This is a genomic window from Pseudomonas sp. Van50, assembly GCF_055390755.1.
In genome coordinates, this window is the sequence record NZ_AP024343.1 from 5,767,539 (window position 1) to 5,788,835 (window position 21,297).

18 protein-coding genes are annotated in these 21,297 nt (G+C 61.0%); 12 read left to right on the forward strand and 6 right to left on the reverse strand.

Features of this window, described 5'->3' with window-relative positions:
- Positions 1–19: 19 nt before the first annotated feature.
- The 5 genes from moaE to ACZ5M5_RS24825 form a co-directional block, all read right to left on the reverse strand.
- The gene (moaE, locus tag ACZ5M5_RS24805) at positions 20–472 is read right to left on the reverse strand and encodes a molybdopterin synthase catalytic subunit MoaE (RefSeq protein ID WP_060740785.1); all 453 of its coding nucleotides are present in this window, start codon (positions 470–472) and stop codon (positions 20–22) included.
- A gap of 3 nt (positions 473–475) precedes the next feature.
- Complete coding sequence (gene moaD, locus ACZ5M5_RS24810) at positions 476–718, reverse strand: molybdopterin converting factor subunit 1 (RefSeq protein ID WP_060740784.1); 243 nt, start codon at positions 716–718, stop codon at positions 476–478.
- Positions 715–1,188, reverse strand: a complete 474-nt coding sequence (gene moaC / locus ACZ5M5_RS24815) for a cyclic pyranopterin monophosphate synthase MoaC (protein ID WP_058542774.1) — start codon at positions 1,186–1,188, stop codon at positions 715–717. The genes moaD and moaC overlap by 4 nt, the downstream gene beginning before the upstream one ends.
- Before the next feature lie 256 nt (positions 1,189–1,444).
- Positions 1,445–2,839 carry a PhoH family protein gene (locus ACZ5M5_RS24820; RefSeq protein WP_060740782.1) on the reverse strand — a complete coding sequence of 465 codons (1,395 nt, stop codon included), beginning with the start codon at positions 2,837–2,839 and terminating at the stop codon, positions 1,445–1,447.
- A gap of 336 nt (positions 2,840–3,175) precedes the next feature.
- Positions 3,176–4,300 carry a polysaccharide deacetylase family protein gene (locus tag ACZ5M5_RS24825; protein ID WP_464738116.1) on the reverse strand — a complete coding sequence of 375 codons (1,125 nt, stop codon included), beginning with the start codon at positions 4,298–4,300 and terminating at the stop codon, positions 3,176–3,178.
- A gap of 292 nt (positions 4,301–4,592) precedes the next feature.
- Here ACZ5M5_RS24825 and yaaA point away from each other — a divergent pair, with 292 nt between their 5' ends.
- Entirely contained in the window at positions 4,593–5,372 is a 780-nt protein-coding gene (gene yaaA, locus ACZ5M5_RS24830; protein WP_464738117.1) for a peroxide stress protein YaaA, read from the forward strand.
- On the opposite strand, the gene ACZ5M5_RS24835 is transcribed toward yaaA, so the two are convergent.
- Positions 5,357–5,710 carry a hypothetical protein gene (locus ACZ5M5_RS24835; RefSeq protein WP_146042675.1) on the reverse strand — a complete coding sequence of 118 codons (354 nt, stop codon included), beginning with the start codon at positions 5,708–5,710 and terminating at the stop codon, positions 5,357–5,359. The genes yaaA and ACZ5M5_RS24835 overlap by 16 nt on opposite strands.
- A gap of 472 nt (positions 5,711–6,182) precedes the next feature.
- Here ACZ5M5_RS24835 and ACZ5M5_RS24840 point away from each other — a divergent pair, with 472 nt between their 5' ends.
- The 11 genes from ACZ5M5_RS24840 to ACZ5M5_RS24890 all read left to right on the forward strand — a co-directional run bounded on the left by ACZ5M5_RS24840 (position 6,183) and on the right by ACZ5M5_RS24890 (position 21,166).
- The gene (locus ACZ5M5_RS24840) at positions 6,183–7,499 is read left to right on the forward strand and encodes a nucleotide sugar dehydrogenase (RefSeq protein WP_053124910.1); all 1,317 of its coding nucleotides are present in this window, start codon (positions 6,183–6,185) and stop codon (positions 7,497–7,499) included.
- 100 nt (positions 7,500–7,599) lie between these two features.
- Positions 7,600–9,081 (forward strand): mannuronan synthase, encoded by a 1,482-nt coding sequence (gene alg8 / locus ACZ5M5_RS24845; protein WP_371919231.1) that lies wholly within the window; start codon positions 7,600–7,602, stop codon positions 9,079–9,081.
- Positions 9,082–9,116: 35 nt separating this feature from the next.
- On the forward strand, positions 9,117–10,286 hold the full coding sequence (locus tag ACZ5M5_RS24850; protein WP_060740778.1) for an alginate biosynthesis protein Alg44: 1,170 nt from the start codon (positions 9,117–9,119) through the stop codon (positions 10,284–10,286).
- A 9-nt stretch (positions 10,287–10,295) separates the two neighbouring features.
- Positions 10,296–11,807 (forward strand): alginate biosynthesis TPR repeat lipoprotein AlgK, encoded by a 1,512-nt coding sequence (algK, locus tag ACZ5M5_RS24855; RefSeq protein ID WP_103310896.1) that lies wholly within the window; start codon positions 10,296–10,298, stop codon positions 11,805–11,807.
- Positions 11,808–11,812: 5 nt separating this feature from the next.
- The gene (locus ACZ5M5_RS24860) at positions 11,813–13,303 is read left to right on the forward strand and encodes an alginate export family protein (RefSeq protein WP_060743137.1); all 1,491 of its coding nucleotides are present in this window, start codon (positions 11,813–11,815) and stop codon (positions 13,301–13,303) included.
- Positions 13,304–13,329: 26 nt separating this feature from the next.
- Positions 13,330–14,919: a mannuronan 5-epimerase AlgG gene (gene algG, locus ACZ5M5_RS24865; RefSeq protein WP_060740777.1), complete on the forward strand. Its 1,590-nt coding sequence runs from the start codon at positions 13,330–13,332 to the stop codon at positions 14,917–14,919.
- A gap of 11 nt (positions 14,920–14,930) precedes the next feature.
- Positions 14,931–16,382 (forward strand): alginate O-acetyltransferase, encoded by a 1,452-nt coding sequence (locus ACZ5M5_RS24870; protein WP_192262188.1) that lies wholly within the window; start codon positions 14,931–14,933, stop codon positions 16,380–16,382.
- An 11-nt stretch (positions 16,383–16,393) separates the two neighbouring features.
- Positions 16,394–17,527 carry a mannuronate-specific alginate lyase gene (locus ACZ5M5_RS24875; protein WP_192262187.1) on the forward strand — a complete coding sequence of 378 codons (1,134 nt, stop codon included), beginning with the start codon at positions 16,394–16,396 and terminating at the stop codon, positions 17,525–17,527.
- A gap of 206 nt (positions 17,528–17,733) precedes the next feature.
- Positions 17,734–19,299, forward strand: a complete 1,566-nt coding sequence (locus ACZ5M5_RS24880; RefSeq protein WP_092166221.1) for an MBOAT family O-acyltransferase — start codon at positions 17,734–17,736, stop codon at positions 19,297–19,299.
- An 11-nt stretch (positions 19,300–19,310) separates the two neighbouring features.
- Entirely contained in the window at positions 19,311–20,486 is a 1,176-nt protein-coding gene (locus ACZ5M5_RS24885) for an alginate O-acetyltransferase (RefSeq protein WP_464738118.1), read from the forward strand.
- A 14-nt stretch (positions 20,487–20,500) separates the two neighbouring features.
- Positions 20,501–21,166 (forward strand): alginate O-acetyltransferase AlgF, encoded by a 666-nt coding sequence (locus ACZ5M5_RS24890; RefSeq protein ID WP_060740772.1) that lies wholly within the window; start codon positions 20,501–20,503, stop codon positions 21,164–21,166.
- Positions 21,167–21,297: the final 131 nt, after the last annotated feature.

The following is a 21,297-nucleotide window of genomic DNA, read 5'->3' on the forward strand; positions in this document are numbered from 1 at the left end:
AAAAACTACAGGGGGGCTTTTACTGCTTCCAGCGATCCGCCGCCGCATGATCACTGTCCCGCCCTTCAACCCAGCGTGGGCCGTCGACGGTGTTTTCCTTTTTCCAGAACGGCGCACGGGTCTTGAGGTAGTCCATGACAAAGGCGCAGGCGTCGAACGCCGCCTGGCGATGAGCACTGGCGGCCGCGACGAAGACTATCGGCTCGCCCGGTTCCAGGGCACCGATGCGGTGCAGCACTTCCAGCTTGAGCAACGGCCAGCGTTGCTCGGCCTCGCTGGCGATCTTGCCGAGAGCCTTTTCAGTCATGCCCGGATAGTGCTCCAGGAACATCCCGGACACGTCGAGGCCGTCATTGAAATCACGCACGTAGCCGACGAAGCTCACCACCGCCCCCACGCCGACATTGGCCGCGTGCATCGCGTTGACTTCGACGCCCGGGTCGAACGGTTCGACCTGCACACGAATCGCCATGCTTCAGCCTCCCGTCACAGTGGGGAAGAACGCGACTTCGTCACCCTCCTCCAACGGTTCATCGAGCTGGCACAGCTCTTCGTTGCGCGCACACATCAGGTTCTGCTCCTTCAGCACGTCGGCACCGTCACGCTGGGCAAGCAGCACGCGCACATCGTCGACCGTGGCGAAATCGCCGTCCACCTTTACCGCATCCACACCCAGTGCTTCACGGTAACGGGCAAAGAACTTCACGGTAATCTTCATGACGCATCCGCCTGGAAATGGCCGCTCTTGCCGCCGAGTTTCTCCAGCACTCGCACGCCTTCGATGGTCATGCCACGGTCGACGGCCTTGCACATGTCGTAGATGGTCAGCGCGGCGACGCTGGCGGCCGTGAGGGCCTCCATTTCCACGCCGGTCTGCCCCGACAGTTTGCAGCGGGCGACAATGCGCACCCGGTCCTCGCCCTCGGCGTTGAGCTCGACCTTGACGCCGGTGAGCAGCAACGGGTGGCAGAGCGGAATCAGGTCACTGGTTTTCTTGGCCGCCTGGATGCCGGCAATGCGCGCGACGGCGAACACATCACCCTTGGGGTGACCGCCGCTGACGATCATCTGCAGCGTGTCGGGCAGCATGCGCACAAAGGCCTCGGCCGTGGCTTCACGGAACGTCACGGCCTTGTCGGTCACATCGACCATATTGGCGCGACCTTGGGAATCGAGATGAGTCAGCACAGGGTTACTCCTGATCGGGAATGTCGATTGTAAACCTGTGGGTCAGATTCCGGCAGGGTTGATTGTCGCACCCCACTTGCGTATCGGACTCGAAAGTCAGCGCAAAACCTTGTGGGAGCGAGCGTGCTCGCGATGGCGGTGGGTCAGACACTTATTTTTTATCTGATACGCCGTCATCGCGAGCAAGCTCGCTCCCACAGTTTTTGTACAGCCATGAAAAACCGGGCGGCTTGAAGGCCGCCCGGTTGGGTTGGGGTTACAGGTGGGATTCGGCGTATTCGGCCAGGATCGAGCGCGGTACGCCCTGCAGGGTGATGTGGACCCCGTTGGGGAAGTCCTTGAAGCGTTCAGTCAGGTAGGTCAGCCCGGAGCTGGTCGCGGACAGGTAAGGGGTGTCGATCTGCGCCAGGTTACCCAGGCACACCACTTTGGAACCGGCGCCGGCACGGGTGATGATGGTTTTCATCTGGTGCGGGGTCAGGTTCTGGCATTCGTCGATCAGGATCAGGCTCTGCTGGAAGCTGCGCCCGCGAATGTAGTTGAGGGATTTGAACTGCAACGGCACTTTGCTGAGGATGTAGTCGACGCTGCCATGGGTGCTTTCGTCATCCATGTGCAAGGCTTCGAGGTTGTCGGTGATCGCCCCCAGCCACGGCTCCATTTTCTCCGCCTCGGTGCCGGGCAGGAAACCGATTTCCTGGTCCAGGCCCTGCACGCTGCGGGTGGCGATGATGCGCCGGTAGCGCTTGCTGACCATGGTCTGCTCGATGGCGGCGGCCAGGGCCAGGATGGTCTTGCCGGAACCGGCGGCGCCGGACAGGTTGACCAGGTGGATATCCGGGTCGAGCAAGGCGAACAGGGCCAGGCTCTGGTAGATGTCACGAGGCTTGAGGCCCCAGGCTTCCTGGTGCAGCAGCGGTTCCTGGTGCAAGTCGAGGATCAGCAGTTTGTCGACCTGGATTTCCTTGATCCAGCCGACGAAGCCTTGTTCGTCGATGATGAACTCGTTGATGTGCACGGCCGGCAGGTTGTCGATCAGTTGCACCTGGTGCCAGGTGCGGCCATGGTCCTGGCGAGTCTCGACCTTGCTCACACGGTCCCAGAAGGAGCCGGTCATGGTGTGGTAGCCGTTGGGTAACAGCGAAACGTCGTCAACCAGTTGGTCGGTGCTGTAGTCCTCCGCCGCGATCCCGCAGGCGCGGGCCTTGAGGCGCATGTTGATGTCTTTGGTCACCAGCACCACGGACTGGTCCTTGTTGCGCGCGTGCAGGTCGATCAACTGGTTGATGATGATGTTGTCGTTCAGGTGTTCAGGCAGCACCAGGTTGGGTTCGGTGCGCTTGCTCATCAGGATCGAAAGCAAGCCCTTGGGACCACTTTTGCCGCGCTGGATCGGCACGCCGAGCTCAACGTCTTCCGGGGAGGCATCCCCCAAGGTCTTGTCGATCAGGCGGATCGCCTGCCGGCATTCGGCCGCAACGCTGTGGTGCCCGCTCTTGAGCTTGTCCAGCTCTTCAAGCACGGTCATCGGGATGGCGACGTGGTGTTCTTCGAAGTTCAGGAGCGCGTTTGGATCGTGGATCAATACGTTGGTATCGAGTACATAGAGGATTGGCTGGTTGGAGGAAGGGCTACGTCCGTGGTCATCCATACTCGGTCACCTATGTGGGGGCCATTCGACGCAATACCGTGACAGTGCTGCGCCTCGAGGTAGCCACCGAATTCACCCGCGAGGATTCAGGTGAACTGCACACAATCTGGGTCTTGGAAGACGCCACCTGTGTTGCAGGTTTCGGCGGTCTGACTTCTTGATACTCCAAAAACCATGACAGGAAAAAGCACTTTGACGCTTTTTTGAAGTTTATTTTTCAGAGTGACGAATAACCCTTGGCGTACCGCCGTCGCGCCGTTAAAGTCGGAAGTCCGGTTGTCATGAATGTGTCCCGGATTTTCCTCCTTCCCCAATGTTTCCGGGGTTTTCCCGGTTTCAGCGAAACGCCTCCTGACAGTCCGCCCACCCGATCCCGCTCTGCGCCGTCTGCGCCATGAGCCAGGGCATCGCCGTTTTCACCCCATCCTGCTTGGCGTTGAAATTGATCACCCCGTGGCGCCACAGCAGCATCAGGGTCAGCACTCGCTGGGCGCTTTGCTCAGGCTTGAGCCGATTGCCGCTGTCCTGGGGATCGATGTCCCACAGCGCCACCTGCAGGCCCTGCTGTCGGAAAAATCCTTCGGCATCGCCACGACGCTGGCCTTGGGGCGGGCGGAACAGCGGCACGTAATTCTCGGGCAGTTTGCCCTTGACCAGCTCGACACTGCGCCGGACCGAGTCTTGCCAGTCCTGCCAATGGCTGTGGGAACGGAACTCCCAGCCCTGCACACCCACGCACTGTCCCGCATACAACATCTGGAGACTGTTGACCGAGCGCTCTTCCAACCGCGCCTGGATGTCCTTGCCCAGCACGAAGAAGGTGCCGTTCATGTTCGCCTTGCGCAGGTATTCGGTCAGCCACGGGGTGTTGTCCGGCACGACGTTGGCGGCACTGTCGAAGGTCAACAGGAACAGCCGGTCGTTCATCTCCTCGCCGTTGCGCTCGTATTCGCCAAAACGGGCGATTTCACTGCTGGTTTGCGGAAAAAGCGCGGCTTTGCGTAGCAGTTCATCACGATATTGCGTATGAAAGATCTGGCTCGGCGCCGCCCATTTGATGTAGTAGGAGTCGTCATCGAGATGGAACCTGCGAGCCTCTTCACGCAGGGTCGCCATGTCCTCGACCAGGTAACAGAAGGACGCATCCTGGTCGCAACTGCGCTGGGCAAAGTTGTAGTTGCTCAGCAACCGTTGCCACAGCCGGGCGCGCAGGGTGTCGATCGCGGCCATATTGACCGTGCGCAGCCCCAGGTACTGCTTGAGCGCGATTTCATCCATGGCATCGACGTCCAGCAAGCCCCGGGCGAACATCAGGATCTCGGCCCGCGAAGCCACGTCGAACAGCGTCGGGCTGGTGAGTTGTTCCGGCCAGGTCGTGCGGTCCAGGGTGGCGACGTCGTTGGGCGCCGCGAGGGCGCCGAAGCTCAACAGCCAGGCCGATAACACAAGGGCGATGCGCAAAAGGGATGTCTCCATAACGAAACCCGCGCGGCATCATAGCCGATCCTGGCGTAATACCCTTGCGGTCAGTGGACTTGGGAGCAGACCTGTGGGAGCAAAGCTTGCTCGCGATGCAGGTGACACGGTCCATCTGCAAGACTGCGTCATCGTTCATCGCGAGCAAGCTTTGCTCCCACAGCTCCCTCGCCACAAAAACCCATCAATGCTCGCCCATCCATCACCTATTGCCTCGATAGCTGGAGTCCACCCGGACAACCCCCTAGAATCGCCGAACCTTCAAGGAGACGATTGCATGCTGATGGTGATTTCCCCCGCCAAGACCCTCGATTACGAAACACCGCCGGCCACCGCGCGCTTTACCCAGCCGCAGTACCTGGATCACTCCCAGGAGCTGATCGAACAGCTGCGCGACCTCTCGCCGGCACAGATCAGCGAGCTGATGCATGTCTCCGATAAGATCGGCGGCCTCAATGCCGCGCGATTCGGCAGCTGGACGCCGGCGTTCACCCCGGCCAACGCCAAGCAGGCGCTGCTGGCCTTCAAGGGTGACGTGTACACCGGCCTCGATGCGCAAAGCTTTGGCGAAGCCGACTTCGACTATGCCCAGCAACATCTGCGCATGCTCTCCGGCCTCTATGGCCTGCTGCGCCCACTGGACCTGATGCAACCCTATCGCCTGGAAATGGGCACGAAGCTGGCCAATGCCCGCGGCAAGGACCTGTACGCCTTCTGGGGCACGCGCATCAGCGAATGGCTGAACGAAGCCCTCGCCGACCAGGGCGACGACGTACTGCTGAACCTGGCGTCCAATGAATACTTCTCGGCGGTCAAGCGCAGCGCACTGAAAGCGCGCGTCATCGATACCGAATTCCGCGACTTGAAAAATGGCCAGTACAAGATCATCAGCTTCTACGCCAAAAAGGCCCGGGGCCTGATGAGTCGTTTCGTCATTGAAGAACGCATCAACGACCCTGCGGCACTCAGCCAATTCGATGTTCAGGGCTATCGCTTCAACGCACAACAATCGAGCCAGGACAAACTCGTGTTCTTGCGCGATCACGCTCCCGAATAAGGCATAACCTTATATCGTCCCTGATCGGGGACTTCGATCAAGCCCCGATCGGTCATCTTAGTTCCCCGCCTGTTTCGCCAGTTTCGTGACGTCAATAAATCGCCCCACTCCCCCGCTAACTTTTCTTTCACTCGACACTCGTCAGTTTTTTGCGTAGTGGCACCAAAATTTTTTATCCGTAGTGGCACAAAACTATCTACCCCACCTAACTCCCCATTAACAAAGGATGAAACGGCAAGTGCCATCATATTGAGGGCAGTGCCATCTTCGATAATATTTCGAAAAATTACGAAAATCGCGATGAGCGGATCGGAACTATGTGAAATTGCACGGCTCATACCACCCGTAACGATTCTCACGGAGCGTGTAAGAGATGACTTACATAGGCCGTCGATCCAAGTAACCAAGTTGTCATGGCAATTTAGCGAAACGGTCGCCTATTTGGATCCATCTTATAAAGGACAGGAGATAACGCACCATTACTATCCCCTACAAGGCCAAGGCTGCGCCCCTATAACGTGCTCACCCGAGCACACAAGCTTCTGATTTTGTGGGCTTTTGCCAGGGATCAGAGGTGAGAGACTTTTTGCACGAGCGTTCTTGATTAACAGGGACTGGCTGCATAACAGGGCAGGTCATAACAACTAGGCCGCTTTGCGCACAACTTGAGTGCACTTATTTAGACACTCGGAACTTTGTATGCCTGCACACGGCACTGTGGCGCCTGCATTCCACACTTCCGAGTGCTCGATGACCGCTGAACACTATTAACTCCGGCCATTTAATGGCGTGAAAACAGAGGTAAATGCGATGCGCATTAGCATATTTGGTTTGGGTTACGTCGGTGCAGTATGTGCCGGTTGCCTGTCTGCACGGGGCCATGATGTAGTTGGCGTGGATGTCGCCAAAGACAAAATCGACATGATCAACGCCGGCAAATCGCCAATCGTTGAACCGGGTCTTGGCGAGCTGTTGGCGCAAGGCATTCAAACTGGCCGACTGCGCGGCACGACCAACTTCGCCGAAGCCATTCGCGATACTGACTTGTCGATGATTTGCGTCGGTACACCGAGCAAAAAGAACGGCGACCTGGAACTGAACTACATCGAAGCGGTGTGCCGCGAGATCGGTTTTGTCCTGCGTGACAAGACCACCCGCCACACTATCGTAGTGCGCAGCACCGTATTGCCAGGCACCGTGGCAAACGTTGTCATCCCGATCCTGGAAGACTGCTCCGGCAAGAAAGCCGGCGTCGATTTCGGTGTCGCGGTCAACCCTGAGTTCCTGCGTGAAAGCACCGCGATCAAAGACTACGACCAGCCGCCAATGACCGTTATCGGTGAGTTCGACACCGCCTCCGGTGACGTCCTGCAGTCGCTGTACGAAGAGCTCGATGCGCCGATCATCCGCAAGGACATCGCCGTCGCCGAGATGATCAAGTACACCTGCAACGTGTGGCACGCCACCAAGGTGACCTTCGCCAACGAGATCGGCAACATCGCCAAGGCCGTCGGCGTCGATGGTCGTGAAGTGATGGACGTGGTCTGCCAGGACAAGACCCTGAACCTGTCCCAGTACTACATGCGCCCAGGCTTCGCCTTCGGCGGCTCCTGCCTGCCCAAGGACGTTCGCGCCCTGACCTACCGCGCCGGCGCCCTGGACGTGGAAGCGCCGCTGCTCAACTCGCTTATGCGCAGCAACGAGTCCCAGGTGCAGAACGCCTTCGACATCGTTTCCAGCCACGACAAGCGCAAAGTCGCCCTGTTGGGCCTGAGCTTCAAGGCCGGCACCGACGACCTGCGTGAAAGCCCGCTGGTGGAATTGGCGGAAATGCTGATCGGCAAGGGTTTCGACCTGAAGATCTACGACAGCAACGTCGAATACGCCCGCGTCCACGGTGCGAACAAGGATTACATCGAGTCGAAGATTCCTCACGTCTCGTCCTTGCTCAACGCCGACTTCGACTCGGTGATCGACAGCTCCGACATCATCATCCTGGGTAACCGCGACGAGAAGTTCCGCGCGCTGACCGAAAACGTACCGGAAGGCAAGCAGGTCATCGACCTGGTCGGCTTCATGTCCAAGGCCACCAACCCGAGTGGCCGGACCGAAGGCATCTGCTGGTAAGTCTGTTTGCCGGCCGGGGCATGCCTCGGCCGGCCTTTCGCCTGCCTTAACCCATCGGGCCGCCCACAAGGCCCGCCCGAGATAGAGACGGATGCAGATTATGCACAGGCTAAAGCACGGCCTGCTTCAGGCCGCCGGTTGGCTGTTTTACTTGAGTTTATTGATGGGCATCGCCATGGCGCTGCCCACGTCCACGTTCGACTCCGAATCCAAGGATTTCATCTTCCTGATCGGCGCCGTGGGCATCTGGCGTTACTCCATGGGAGCGACGCATTTCGTGCGCGGCATGATCTTCCTGTACATCGTCTACCCACACCTGCGCCGCAAGGTCCGCAAGCTGGGCAAGGCGGCGGATCCGTCCCACGTGTACCTGATGGTCACCAGCTTCCGGATCGACGCGCTGACCACTGCCCAGGTGTATGGCTCGGTGATCCGCGAGGCCATCGACTGCGGGCTGCCCACCACTGTGGTCTGCTCCATCGTGGAAATGTCCGACGAATTGCTGGTCAAGAGCCTCTGGGCCCGCATGAACCCGCCTGCGCGGGTCAAGCTGGACTTCGTGCGTATCCCTGGCACCGGCAAGCGTGACGGCCTGGCCTACGGCTTCCGCGCCATCTCCCGCCACCTGCCGGACGACCGCGCCGTGGTCGCCGTGATCGATGGCGACACCGTGCTCGCCGAAGGCGTCGTGCGCAAGACCGTGCCGTGGTTCCAGTTGTTCGGCAACGTCGGCGGCCTGACCACCAACGAGTTCTGCGAAGTGCGCGGCGGCTACATCATGAGCGAGTGGCACAAACTGCGCTTCGCCCAACGCCACATCAACATGTGCTCCATGGCCTTGTCCAAGCGCGTGCTGACCATGACCGGGCGCATGTCGGTGTTCCGCGCCACCGTGGTCACCAACCCGGACTTCATCGCCGACGTGGAAAGCGACTCGCTGCAACACTGGCGCCTGGGCCGCTTCAAGTTCCTGACCGGCGACGACAAGTCGAGCTGGTTCAGCCTGATGCGCCTGGGCTACGACACGTTCTACGTGCCCGATGCGGCGATCAACACCGTCGAGCATCCGCCGGAGAAGAGCTTCATCAAGGCCAGCCGCAAGCTGATGTTCCGCTGGTACGGCAACAACCTGCGGCAGAACTCCCGGGCACTGGGCCTGGGCATGCGCCGTCTGGGCCTGTTCACCTCGGTGGTGCTGTTCGACCAGCGCGTGTCGATGTGGACCTCGCTGCTGGGCCTGACCGTGGCACTGATCGCCAGCTTCAAGTACGGCACCGCGTTCATCCTGGTGTACCTGCTGTGGATCGGCATCACCCGGTTGCTGTTGACCCTGTTGCTGTCGTGCTCCGGACACAAGATCGGCCCTGCCTACCCGGCGATTCTCTATTACAACCAGATCGTCGGGGCCCTGGTGAAGATCTACGTGTTCTTCCGCCTTGACCAGCAGTCCTGGACCCGCCAGCCCACCTCACTGACCCGTGATCTCGCCAGCTTTCAACGTTGGTTCAACACTTGGTCGTCTCGGACCATGACCTTCTCCGCCGGCAGCATTTTTGTCGCCGTGCTGCTGACGATGGTCTGACCGGACTTGAATGAATTAACTAGGAAATCGCCCCTATGAACACCGCCGTGAATGTCAACGTAGTGCATGAATCCGAAGCCCAGCGCCAACATGCCCGGGTCAAAATCCCGGCCAAGCTGCGCTTCTTCGGCCCCGACCGCACGCCCATGGAAGTCAAGGTCCTGGACCTGTCCGCCGGTGGGCTGTGCTTCAACGCCGGCCAACTGCCGCTCAAGGTTGGCGAGACCTACAAGGCTCGCCTGCAGTTCGTGATCGACAACCTTGGCCTGGCCATGGACGTGGAGTTGCAGATCCGTTCCTACGACCGCCAGACCGGCCGCACCGGTTGCCAGTTCCAGAACCTGGAGCCGCGGGACATCTCGACACTGCGTCACATCATCACCTCGCACCTGGCCGGCGACATCGTCGGTGTCGGTGACGTGCTGGCGACCCTGCAGCGCGACAACTTCACCAAGGCCCGCAAGCAGAAAGACGAAAACGGTGGCATGAGTGCCATGGGTCGCCTGCGCGCCGTGACCTTCAGCCTGGGGGTCTTCGTCGTTGGCCTCGCGGCGTTCGGTTTCATCTTCAAGTCGGTGTACGGCATGTACTTCGTCAGCCACGCCCAGGCCGGCCTGGTGAACGTACCGGGCATGGCCATCACCATGCCGCGCGACGGCACCGTGCAGAGCCTGGTCAAGGCTGACGGTGTGGCCGCCAAGGGCGCCCCGCTGGCGACCTTCAGCACCAGCATGCTCGACGTGCTCAAGGGTCACCTGGACGACAACCAGTTGCAGCCGGCCAAGGTCGAGGAGCTGTTTGGCAAGCAAATGACCGGCACCCTGACCTCCCCGTGCGACTGCATCGTGGCCCAGCAACTGGTCGCAAACGGCCAGTACGCCAGCAAGGGCGACGTGATCTTCCAACTGGTCCCACGAGGCACCGAAGCCAACGTCGAAGCGCGCTTCTCCTATCGCCAGTTCAGCGACGTGCGCCCAGGCACCCCGGTCAGCTTCCAGGTCGCCGGCGAAGACACCACCCGTACCGGCAAGATCGTCAGCAGCACCAGCCTGAAAAGCGCCGACCTGTCTTCCGATATCCGTGTGCTGATCCAACCTGACGAACCCCTGGACAGCTCGCTGGCCGGCCGTCCGGTCGAAGTCACCAGCGACCGTGGCCCGAACCTGAACTGGCTGATCGACAAAGCCATGGCCGTCGGTATTTAAGTCGAGGATATGCCCGTGACCACTCCACAAAACAACAATGCACCGCATTCCCTGTGGGAGCGAGCTTGCTCGCGATGGGATCGACGCGGTCTGTCTGGTACACCGAGCGGCCTGCATCGCGAGCAGGCTCGCTCCCACACAGGATATGCGTTGTGTGCTCTGGCGCTGGCAGTCAGTCTCAGCGGCTGTGCCGGCCTGCCCGACCAGCGCCTGGCCAACGAAGCGCTCAAGCGCGGCGACACGGCGCTGGCGCAGCAGAACTATCAGCAACTGGCCGACCTGGGCTACAGCGAGGCCCAGGTGGGCCTGGCCGACATCCAGGTGGACAGCCGCGACCCCGAGCAGATGAAAAAAGCCGAGGCGACTTACCGCGCCGCGGCCGATATCTCGCCACGGGCCCAGGCTCGCCTGGGTCGCCTGCTGGTGGCCAAGCCCGGCTCCACCGAAGCGGAAAAACACGAAGCCGAAGGCCTGTTGAAGAAAGCCTTCGCCAACGGCGAAGGTAACACCCTGATCCCGCTGGCGATGCTGTACCTGCAATATCCCCACAGCTTCCCGAACGTCAACGCCCAGCAGCAGATCAGCCAATGGCGCAGCGCCGGCTACCCGGAAGCGGGCCTGGCGCAGATTCTGCTCTACCGCACCCAGGGCACCTACGACCAGCACCTGGATGAAGTCGAGAAGGTCTGCAAGGCCGCGCTGGCGACCACGGACATCTGCTACGTCGAACTGGCCACGGTCTATCAGAAACGCGGCCAGCCGGAACAGCAGGCCGCATTGCTCAAGCAGATGCAGGACGGTCACGCCCGTGGCGTCGTATCCGCCCAGCGCGTGGACAGCGTTGCCCGTGTCCTGGCCGATGCCAGCCTGGGCAAGACTGACGAAAAGACCGCCCAGTCGTTGCTCGAAGGCATCGCCCCTGGCTATCCCGCAGCCTGGGTCAGCCTGGCGCAACTGCTCTACGACTTCCCGGAACTGGGAGACGTCGACAAGATGATGCAATACCTGGAAAACGGCCGCGCCGCCGACCAGCCTCGCGCCGAGCTGTTGCTGGGCAAGCTGTACTACGAAGGCAAGTGGGTCCCGGCCGATGCCAAGGCCGCCGAGGCGCATTTCCAGAAAGCCGTTGGCCGCGAAGTGGCCGCCGATTACTACCTCGGCCAGATCTATCGCCGCGGTTACCTGGGCCAGGTGTACTCGCAAAAAGCCCTGGACCACCTGCTCAAGGCCGCCCGCAACGGCCAGAACAGTGCCGACTTCGCCATTGCCCAGCTGTTCTCCCAGGGCAAGGGCACCAAGCCCAACCCGGTCAACGCTTATGTGTTCAGCCAGTTGGCCAAGGTGCAGAACACCCCGCAAGCCACCGAGCTTGCCCAAACCCTCGAAGCACAATTACCGCCGGAACAACTTGCACAAGCCCAGCGCCTGCTAAAACAAGAGCAGGCCATTCGCGGCGCCATGAGCCCCGATACGCTGGAACTGCAAGCCCTAAAAGAAGATGACGGCGAGGAACCTCTATGAAGCCTTTGAAGCTCAATCCTTTCGTGCAGGCCGGAATTGGCCTGACGTGTGCCCTGCTGTGGTCCTGCCCGACCCTGGCGGCCCTGACCGACACCAAGAATTTCGGCCTGGAAGTGAAGATCACCGGCCAGTCCGAAGACGACCGTGACCTCGGCACCCAGAGCGGTGGCGACGTCAACGGTGTCGGCCTGGACCTGCGTCCCTGGGTCTACGGTGAAAGCGAAAGCGGTGCCTGGAGCGCCTACGCCATGGCCCAGGCCGTGACGTCCTCCGACATCATCGAGACCGACACCCTGCAGCAGTCCGATGGCAGCACCCAGCAAACCGACAGCGGCGATCGCGAAGCCAAGAAAAGCTACCTGGCCATGCGCGAGTTCTGGATCGGCTACCGCGGCCTGACCCCCTACCCGGGCGAGCAGTTGAAGTTCGGTCGCCAACGCCTGCGCAATGACGACGGCCAATGGCGCGACACCAACATCGAAGCCCTGAACTGGACCTTCGACACCACCTTGCTGCGGGCCAACCTCGGCGTGGCCGAACGCTTCAGCGAGTACCGCACCGACCTCAAGGAACTGTCCCCCAAGGACAAGGACCGCCTGCACGTCTATGGCGACGTGGGCTACCAGTGGATGCCAGGCCAGTGGGCCGGTATCCGCGCCCACCACTCTCATGACAATGGCAGCCTCGACTACCCGACCCCGGGCGAAGCCACCGACACCCTGGACAAGACCCAGAACGGCGACTTGACCTGGCTCGGCCTGGAAGCCAACAGCGACGCCTACAACTGGCGCAACACCAACACCGTCAACTACTGGGCCAGCATCACCGGCATGACCGGCGACCGCGACACCGTCAACCCGCTCAACGCCGACGGCACGCGCCCGACAGAAGCCAAGCACAGCGATGATGTAGACGGCTGGGCCACTGACCTGGGTATCCGCTTGCGTCTCGACCCGCAATGGCAAGTCGGTGCGGCCTATGCCCGCGCCAGCGAGGACTACGAACAGAACGGCCTGCAAAGCAACCGCTCGAACTTCACCGGCACCCGCTCGCGGGTCCACCGTTTCGGCGAAGCGTTCCGGGGCGAAATGGCCAACACCCAGAGCGCCAGCCTGTTCGGTTCCTGGCAGTTGCGTGACGAATACGACGCCAGCCTGGTGTACCACAAGTTCTGGCGCGTGGACGGTAACAAGCCGGTGGGCAGCAACGGCATCAACGCCGTGGAAAACAACACCGATGACGTGACCGGCGCGATCCTGTCCACCTCGACCCTGCCGCTGCGTGATGGCGACAAGGACCTGGGCCAGGAAGTCGACCTGGTCGTTACCAAGTACTTCAAGCAAGGCCTGCTGCCGGCCGCGCTGAGTCAGTCCATTGATGAGCCGTCGGCGCTGGTGCGCTTTCGTGGCGGCGTGTTCAAGCCAGGCGACGCCTACGGCAAAGAGGTCGATTCGTACATGCATCGCGCCTTTGTCGACGTGATCTGGCGCTTCTGATGCGAATGGCCATGGGAGTGCCCGATATGAACCGCTACCTCAGGAACAGCCAGGCGATGAAAGGTTCGATCAGCCTGTTGGTCGCAGCGATGCTGCTGGCCGGCTCGCCGGCGTTCGCCAACGTTGAACCGGTGGTCAAACCGGGCAACGTGGTCAAGGAACTGCAACGGGCCAAGACCTACACCGTCAACAGTGCACCGACCGCACCACTGGAACTGGCCAAGCCAACCCTGCCCGACCTCTCCGGCTATACCGCCGAAGCGGTCGCGGCAAAAATCGTCCGCACCAAGCCCGGCAAGGTCAGCGTGCGCCGGATGATGCAGGAAAACGCCTTGAAGGACTTCATCGGCGGCGACAACAAGATGGCCGAGTGGGTGGTGCGTCAGCACGGTATCCCACAGGCCATCTTCCTCGACGACGGCTACATGAACCTCAAGGACCTGGCCAAGAAGGCGCCCAAGTACATCATCGAAACTTCGCCAGGTGTCTACCTGGCGAAGATTCCGATCGTGGTCGGCCAGAAAGGCATCCTGGAAATCGACAAACAGACCCAGGAACTGCGCCTGTCCCAAGAGGGCGGCTCGTTCCTGGTCAACGATGGCCATATGTTCATCCGCGACACCAAGGTCACCGGCTGGCGTGAAAAGGACAACGGCCCCGCCACGTTCCGCTCGCCCAAGGAATTCCGTCCGTTCCTGCTGGCCTGGGGTGGCACCGAGACCTACATCGTCAACACCAAGATGGCGAGTTTCGGCTACGCCAACAGTAAGTCGTACGGGGTGAGTATTTCCCAGTACACGCCGAACATGGCCAAGGTCCTCAAGCGTCCGGAACCCACCGGCTGGATCATCGGTTCCGAGTTCTCGGACATGTGGTACGGCTTCTACTGCTACGAAACCCGCGACTTCGTGGTCAAGGGCAACACTTACAAAGACAACATCGTCTACGGCATCGACCCCCATGACCGTTCCCATCGGCTGATCATCGCCGACAACACCGTCTACGGGACCAAGAAAAAGCACGGGATCATTGTTTCCCGTGAGGTCAACGACAGCTTCATTTTCAACAACCGCAGCTACGACAACAAACTCTCGGGCCTGGTGATCGACCGTAACAGCGTGAACAACCTGATCGCCTACAACGAGATCTACAAGAACCACACCGACGGCATCACGCTCTATGAGAGTGCTGACAACCTGTTGTGGGGCAACAAGGTGATCAGCAATCGCCGCCACGGCATCCGGATTCGTAACAGCGTGAACATCCGCCTCTACGAAAACGTGTCCATGGCCAACGGCCTGACCGGTATCTACGGTCACATCAAGGACCTGTCCGACACCGACCGTGACATCAAGCTCGACCCGTTCGACGCCGAAGTCTCGCTGATCGTGGTCGGCGGCGAACTGGCTGCCAACGGCAGTGGCCCGCTGTCCATCGACTCGCCGTTGAGCGTCGAGCTGTACCGCGTGTCCATGCTCGCGCCGACCAAATCCAGCGGCATCAGCTTCACGGGGATCCTTGGCGAACGCCAGGATGAAATTCTCGACCTGTTGGTGCGCCAGCAGAAAGCCGTGCTGATCGACCCTGTCGAACGCCAGACCGAATTGCGGGACTGAGGATGACCTTTATGAACCCACAGATGATCAAACTTTTGGGCCTCTCCGCCCTGGCTGCCGGCATTCTCGCCGCTGCAAGCGGCGCGCGCGCCGATGAAATCAAGGCGCCGAGCTTCACCGCCGAACCGTGCTGCAACCTGTGCCCGGCGGCCCATGATGCGAAGAACTACACCACGCGCTACCAGCAGAACTTCACCACGCTGGTGCAGGCCCAGGGCGACTGGCTGTTCCGGACCCAGGAAGACCTGCGCACCGAGTTCAACACCACCCCCGCCGGCTACAAGCGCATGCAACAGTTGCACGATGCGTTCAAGGCAAAAGGCGTCGAGCTGGTGATCGTCTACCAGCCGACCCGGGGCCTGGTGAACCGCAACAAGCTCAACCCACAGGAAAAGGCCGCCTTCGACTACGAGAAAGCCCTGACCAACTACAAATCCATGCTCGGCCGCTTCGCCCAGATGGGTTATGTGGTGCCGGACCTGTCGCCGCTGACCAACGAAAACCTGCCCGAGACGCTGCCGGCCCACGATTTCTATTTCCGTGGCGACCAGCACTGGACGCCGTATGGCGCCCAGCGCACCGCCAAGATCGTCGCCGAGAAGGTCAAGCAGATCCCGGCCTTCGCCGACATTCCCAAGCGTGAGTTCGAGACCAAGAAGTCCGGCCGCATGGGCAAGACCGGCACCCTGCACAACATGGCAGGGCAGCTGTGCGGCACCAGCTATGCGATCCAGTACATGGACCAGTTCACCACCGAACCCAAGGGCGAGGCTGGCGACGGCGACCTGTTCAGCGATTCCGGCAACCCGCAGATCACCCTCGTGGGCACCAGTCACAGCGGCAAGAACTACAACTTTGCCGGTTTCCTGGAAGAAGCCATCGGCGCCGACATCCTCAACGTCGCCTTCCCTGGCGGCGGTCTGGAAGGCGCGATGATCCAGTACCTGGGCAGCGAAGAGTTCCAGAAGAGCCCGCCGAAAATCCTCATCTGGGAATTCTCGCCGCTGTATCGCCTGGACCAGGAAACCATCTACCGCCAGATGATGGCGCTGCTGGACAACAACGGTTGCGAAGGCAAGCCGGCCCTCATGAGCAGCAAGACCGCGCTCAAGCCAGGCAAGAACGAATTGATGGTCAATACCAAGAACATGGATCTGCGTAACAGCAGCCACCAGGTCGACATCCGCTTCGCCGACACCTCGGTGAAAACCTTGCAAGCCACCCTCTGGTACATGAATGGGCGCCACGAGGATATCAAGATCGAAAAACCGGATACCTCCGACACCGACGGACGTTTCGCCTTCCAATTGCGCACCGACGAGGACTGGGCTTCGCAGAACCTGCTAGCCGTTGAAGTCCAGGGCCCTGAAGCCGGTAAAGAGCCACTGCAAATCGAAGCGAAAATCTGCAAACGCAACGCATCTCCGCAAGCCGGGCAACAAACGGCTCAAATCGGACAATGAGGTCTCGTCTCATGACCAGTACCACGCGCACCCGAACGTTGAAAACGCTGCTGGCGCCCTCCCTGCTGACCCTGGCGCTGTTCGCCGGGGCCACGCAGGCCGCGGCCCCGCTGCGCCCGCCACAGGGTTACTTCGCACCGATCGAAAAGGTCAAGGCCGGCGAAGCGGCCAAAGGTTGCGACGCCACGCCGACGCCCTATACCGGTTCCCTGCAATTTCGCAGCAAGTACGAGGGCTCCGACAAGGCCCGCGCGACGTTGAACGTGCAATCGGAAAAAGCCTTCCGCGACAGCACCGCCGACATCACCAAGATCGAGCGGGGCGTCAGCAAGCAAGTCATGCAGTTCATGCGTGACGGCCGCCCCGAGCAGTTGGAATGCACGCTGAACTGGCTGACCGCCTGGGCCCAGGCCGATGCGCTGATGTCCAAGGACTTCAACCACACCGGCAAGTCCATGCGCAAATGGGCGCTGGGCAGCATGGCTTCGGCCTATGTGCGCCTGAAGTTCTCCGAGTCGCGCCCACTGGCCAACCACCAGGAGCAGGCGCAACTGATCGAAGGCTGGTTCAGCCGGATGGCCGATCAGGTGGTCAGCGACTGGGACAACCTGCCGTTGGACAAGACCAACAACCATTCCTACTGGGCCGCCTGGTCGGTGATGGCCACCTCCGTGGCAACCAACCGTCGCGACCTGTTCGACTGGGCTGTCAAGGAATACAAGGTCGGCGTCAACCAGGTCGATGCCGACGGTTTCCTGCCCAACGAACTCAAGCGCAAGCAACGGGCCCTGTCCTACCACAACTATGCCCTGCCGCCGTTGGCAATGATCGCCAGCTTCGCCCAGGTCAACGGTGTGGACCTGCGCCAGGAAAACAACGGCGCCCTCAAGCGACTGGGTGACCGGGTGCTGGCCGGGGTGAAAGACCCGGACATCTTCGAAGAGAAGAACGGCGACGAGCAGGACATGAAAGACCTGAAGGTCGATTCGAAATTCGCCTGGCTCGAACCGTTCTGCAGCCTCTACACCTGCTCCGAGGATGTGTTGGAGCGCAAGCATGAAATGCAACCGTTCAAGACCTTCCGCCTCGGCGGGGACTTGACCCGGGTGTACGACCCGGCCAACGAGAAAGGCAAAGGTTCGTAGGCCAACACGATCCCCTTGTGGGAGCGGGCTTGCTCGCGAATGCGGTCTGACATCCAACAGTGATGCCGACTGATCTACCGCTTTCGCGAGCAAGCTCGCTCCCACAGGGAATGTGGTCTGTTTCGAATGTAATCAACCTCCCGGTTTCATGGGGGGTTTGGGGGGGCTCTGGCCCTTGACTGTTGATTCAACATGGAGAGATCGGGATGGTATTTTCATCCAACGTGTTCCTGTTCCTGTTCTTGCCGATCTTTCTCGGCTTGTACTACTTGAGCGGGCAACGCTATCGCAACCTGCTGCTGCTGATCGCCAGCTACGTGTTCTATGCCTGGTGGCGGGTGGACTTCCTCGCCCTGTTCGCCGGCGTGACCCTGTGGAACTACTGGATCGGCCTGAAGGTCGGCGCCGCCGGTGTGCGCACCAAACCGGCCCAGCGCTGGCTGTTGCTCGGCGTGGGCGTGGACTTGGCCATCCTGGGCTATTTCAAGTACGCCAACTTCGGCGTGGACAGCCTCAACGCCATCATCACCGGCTTCGGTCTCAACCCGTTCATCCTGACCCACGTGTTGTTGCCGATCGGGATCTCGTTCTACATCTTCGAGTCCATCAGCTACATCATCGACGTCTATCGCGGTGACACGCCGGCGACCCGCAACCTGATCGACTTCGCAGCGTTCGTGGCGATTTTCCCGCACCTGATCGCCGGCCCCGTGTTGCGTTTCCGCGACCTGGCCGACCAGTTCAACAACCGCACCCACACGCTGGACAAGTTCTCCGAAGGCTGCACCCGCTTCATGCAGGGCTTCATCAAGAAAGTGTTCATCGCCGACACCCTGGCGGTGGTGGCCGACCATTGCTTCGCCTTGCAGAACCCGACCACGGGCGATGCCTGGCTCGGCGCCCTGGCCTACACCGCGCAGCTGTACTTCGACTTCTCCGGCTACAGCGACATGGCCATCGGCCTGGGCCTGATGATGGGTTTCCGTTTCATGGAAAACTTCAAGCAGCCCTACATCAGCCAGTCGATCACCGAGTTCTGGCGCCGCTGGCACATCAGCCTGTCGACCTGGCTGCGTGACTACCTCTACATCACCCTGGGCGGTAACCGCAAAGGCACGCTGATGACCTATCGCAACCTGTTCCTGACCATGCTCCTCGGTGGTCTGTGGCACGGCGCGAACATCACCTACGTGATCTGGGGTGCCTGGCACGGCATGTGGCTGGCCATCGAAAAAGCGGTGGGCATCAACACCACGCCACGCAGCATCAACCCGATCCGCTGGGCGCTGACTTTCCTGCTGGTGGTGATGGGCTGGGTGATCTTCCGGGCCGAGAACCTGCACGTGGCCGGTCGCATGTACGGCGCCATGTTCAGCTTCGGCGACTGGTCGCTGTCGGAACTGACTCGCGCCAACCTCACCGGCCTGCAGATCGCCACGCTGGTGGTGGCCTACGTGACCCTCGCCTTCTTCGGCCTGCGGGACTTCTACACCAACCGTCCGCCGGTCAAGGCCAAGCCTGAGGTCAACACCGAGGCCAACGGCCCGGCCACCGCGCAGCCGGGGATGATCAAGGCGGTACCGGGTGACAACCCGGCGGCGATCCATGAACCGGGCTACACCGTGGGTGTCGAAGCCCAGGTGCAACCGGCCTACTGGACCGTGGACTGGTCGCGCTACGTGATGCGCGCCCTCGTGCTGCTGCTGTTCATCGCTTCGATTCTCAAACTCTCGGCGCAAAGCTTCTCGCCGTTCCTTTACTTCCAGTTCTGAGGGATCTGAATATGACCCGCTCATTACGCATCTTCTACGTCGTGCTGTTCATGCTGATCCTGACAGCCCTGGGTATTTGGTCGATGCGCAGCTTCTTCGGCTTCAGCACCAACCCCGACGCGACTGTGCTCAACGGGCGCTGGGCCAAGGCCGTGGAAACGCACTACGACGACGAGTTCCCGATCAAGCGCCTGGGCACCAACATCTGGGCCGCGCTGGACTACAAGCTGTTCAACGAAGGCCGCAAAGGCGTGGTCCTGGGCCGCGACCAGTGGCTGTACAGCGACGAAGAGTTCAACCCGATCGTCAACGAAGAGCTGAACCTGCAAGGCAACTACGCGCTAGTCGAAGGCGTGCGCCAGAAGCTCAAGGAACAAGGCATCACCCTGGTCATGGCGATCGTGCCGGCCAAGGCGCGGCTGTACCCCGAGCACCTGGGCGAAGTGAAGCCATCGAGCATCCACGCCAACCTCTACCAGGATTTCCATGCTCGCGTCGCGGCGGACAATATCCTTGCGCCTGACCTGCTCGGCCCGCTGCAACAGGCCAAGCAAAACGGCCAGCAAGTGTTCCTGCGCACCGACACCCACTGGACCCCGGAAGGCGCCCAGGTCGCTGCCGAGAACCTGGCCAAGGCCATTGCCGAGCGCACGCCGCTCAACGGCGAGCCGCAGCGCTTCGTCACCGAGCCTGCAGAAAAAATCACCCACAAGGGCGACCTGCGCCAGTTCCTGCCGCTGGACCCGCTGTTCGAAAACCTGATGCCAGCCCAGGAGCCGCTGGTCAAGCGCAACACCCGCGAAGCCGACGACCAGCCGGCCGGCGACGACGCGCTGTTCGCCGATGCCCAGGTGCCCGTGGCCCTGATCGGCACCAGCTACAGCGCCAACCCTAACTGGAACTTCGTCGGTGCACTCAAGCAAGCCCTGCACAGCGATGTCGTGAACTACGCCGAAGACGGCCACGGCCCGATTCTGCCAATGCTCAGTTATCTCAAGAGCGATGCCTTCAAGAACAGCCCGCCACAGGTGCTGATCTGGGAGTTCCCTGAACGTTACCTGCCTGTAAACAACGAAATCGGCGACGCCGACCCACAGTGGGTCGCAGAGCTCAAGCAAGCCGGCGCTCGCCAACAGAACGTAGCCGCCAACACCCCATCCGAGACGCCCGACCGGGCGCAAAACTGAAAGAGAGGTCCACCATGACTTTCAACACTACTCCTCGCCGTCTCGCTGCTCGCTCCTTCAAGGCCGTTGCCCTCGTCGCCAGCATGAGCGCCCTCTCGTTGTCCGCCTTTGCCGGTGACTCGGCCCTGTACGGCCCGGTCGCGCCAAAAGGCTCGAGCTTCGTGCGGGTCTATAACGCCGCCAACGCCGAAGTCAGCGCCACCGTCGGCAGCACCAACATCAGCGACGTAGCCCCCCTGGCCAGCAGCGACTTCAGCTTCATGCCCGGTGGCGACTACAGCGCCAAGGTCGGCAGCCAGACCGTGCCGGTGAAACTGGCCTCCGATCACTATTACACCCTGGTCAACAACGCCACTGGCCAGCCGCAACTGATCGAAGAACCGCCATTCAAGAACAAGCAGAAGTCCCTGGTCCGCGTACAGAACCTCAGCGACAAGGCACTGACCCTCAAGACCGCCGACGGCAAGACCGAAGTGGTGCCGAACGTGGCTGCCAAGGGCCGTGGCGAACGCGAGATCAACCCGGTGAAAGTGTCCCTGGCCCTGTTCGAAGGCGACAAGAAAGTCGGCGACCTCAAGCCTGTGGCCCTGGAGCGCGGCGAAGCCGCCGTGCTGTACGTCACCGGTTCGGGCAGCAGCCTGTCGCCAGTGTGGGTGAAACGCCCGGTGTCGACCCGCTGATGAGATTTCCTGACTGACGCTGTGCCCTGTGGGAGCGAGCTTGCTCGCGATAGCTATCTGACATTCAACATGGATGTCGATTGATACACCGCCATCGCGAGCAAGCTCGCTCCCACACTGGACACAGCTGT

What these genes read in the sequence shown, in the direction of transcription:
- moaE (WP_060740785.1), bottom strand. Translation starts at nt 472, where the DNA reads ATGGCGATTCGTGTGCAGGTCGAACCGTTCGACCCGGGCGTCGAAGTC.
- moaD (WP_060740784.1), bottom strand. Translation starts at nt 718, where the DNA reads ATGAAGATTACCGTGAAGTTCTTTGCCCGTTACCGTGAAGCACTGGGT.
- ACZ5M5_RS24820 (WP_060740782.1), bottom strand. Translation starts at nt 2,839, where the DNA reads ATGGATGACCACGGACGTAGCCCTTCCTCCAACCAGCCAATCCTCTAT.
- yaaA (WP_464738117.1), top strand. Translation starts at nt 4,593, where the DNA reads ATGCTGATGGTGATTTCCCCCGCCAAGACCCTCGATTACGAAACACCG.
- ACZ5M5_RS24835 (WP_146042675.1), bottom strand. Translation starts at nt 5,710, where the DNA reads ATGAGCCGTGCAATTTCACATAGTTCCGATCCGCTCATCGCGATTTTC.
- ACZ5M5_RS24840 (WP_053124910.1), top strand. Translation starts at nt 6,183, where the DNA reads ATGCGCATTAGCATATTTGGTTTGGGTTACGTCGGTGCAGTATGTGCC.
- alg8 (WP_371919231.1), top strand. Translation starts at nt 7,600, where the DNA reads ATGCACAGGCTAAAGCACGGCCTGCTTCAGGCCGCCGGTTGGCTGTTT.
- ACZ5M5_RS24850 (WP_060740778.1), top strand. Translation starts at nt 9,117, where the DNA reads ATGAACACCGCCGTGAATGTCAACGTAGTGCATGAATCCGAAGCCCAG.
- algK (WP_103310896.1), top strand. Translation starts at nt 10,296, where the DNA reads ATGCCCGTGACCACTCCACAAAACAACAATGCACCGCATTCCCTGTGG.
- algG (WP_060740777.1), top strand. Translation starts at nt 13,330, where the DNA reads ATGAACCGCTACCTCAGGAACAGCCAGGCGATGAAAGGTTCGATCAGC.
- ACZ5M5_RS24870 (WP_192262188.1), top strand. Translation starts at nt 14,931, where the DNA reads ATGAACCCACAGATGATCAAACTTTTGGGCCTCTCCGCCCTGGCTGCC.
- ACZ5M5_RS24875 (WP_192262187.1), top strand. Translation starts at nt 16,394, where the DNA reads ATGACCAGTACCACGCGCACCCGAACGTTGAAAACGCTGCTGGCGCCC.
- ACZ5M5_RS24880 (WP_092166221.1), top strand. Translation starts at nt 17,734, where the DNA reads ATGGTATTTTCATCCAACGTGTTCCTGTTCCTGTTCTTGCCGATCTTT.
- ACZ5M5_RS24885 (WP_464738118.1), top strand. Translation starts at nt 19,311, where the DNA reads ATGACCCGCTCATTACGCATCTTCTACGTCGTGCTGTTCATGCTGATC.
- ACZ5M5_RS24890 (WP_060740772.1), top strand. Translation starts at nt 20,501, where the DNA reads ATGACTTTCAACACTACTCCTCGCCGTCTCGCTGCTCGCTCCTTCAAG.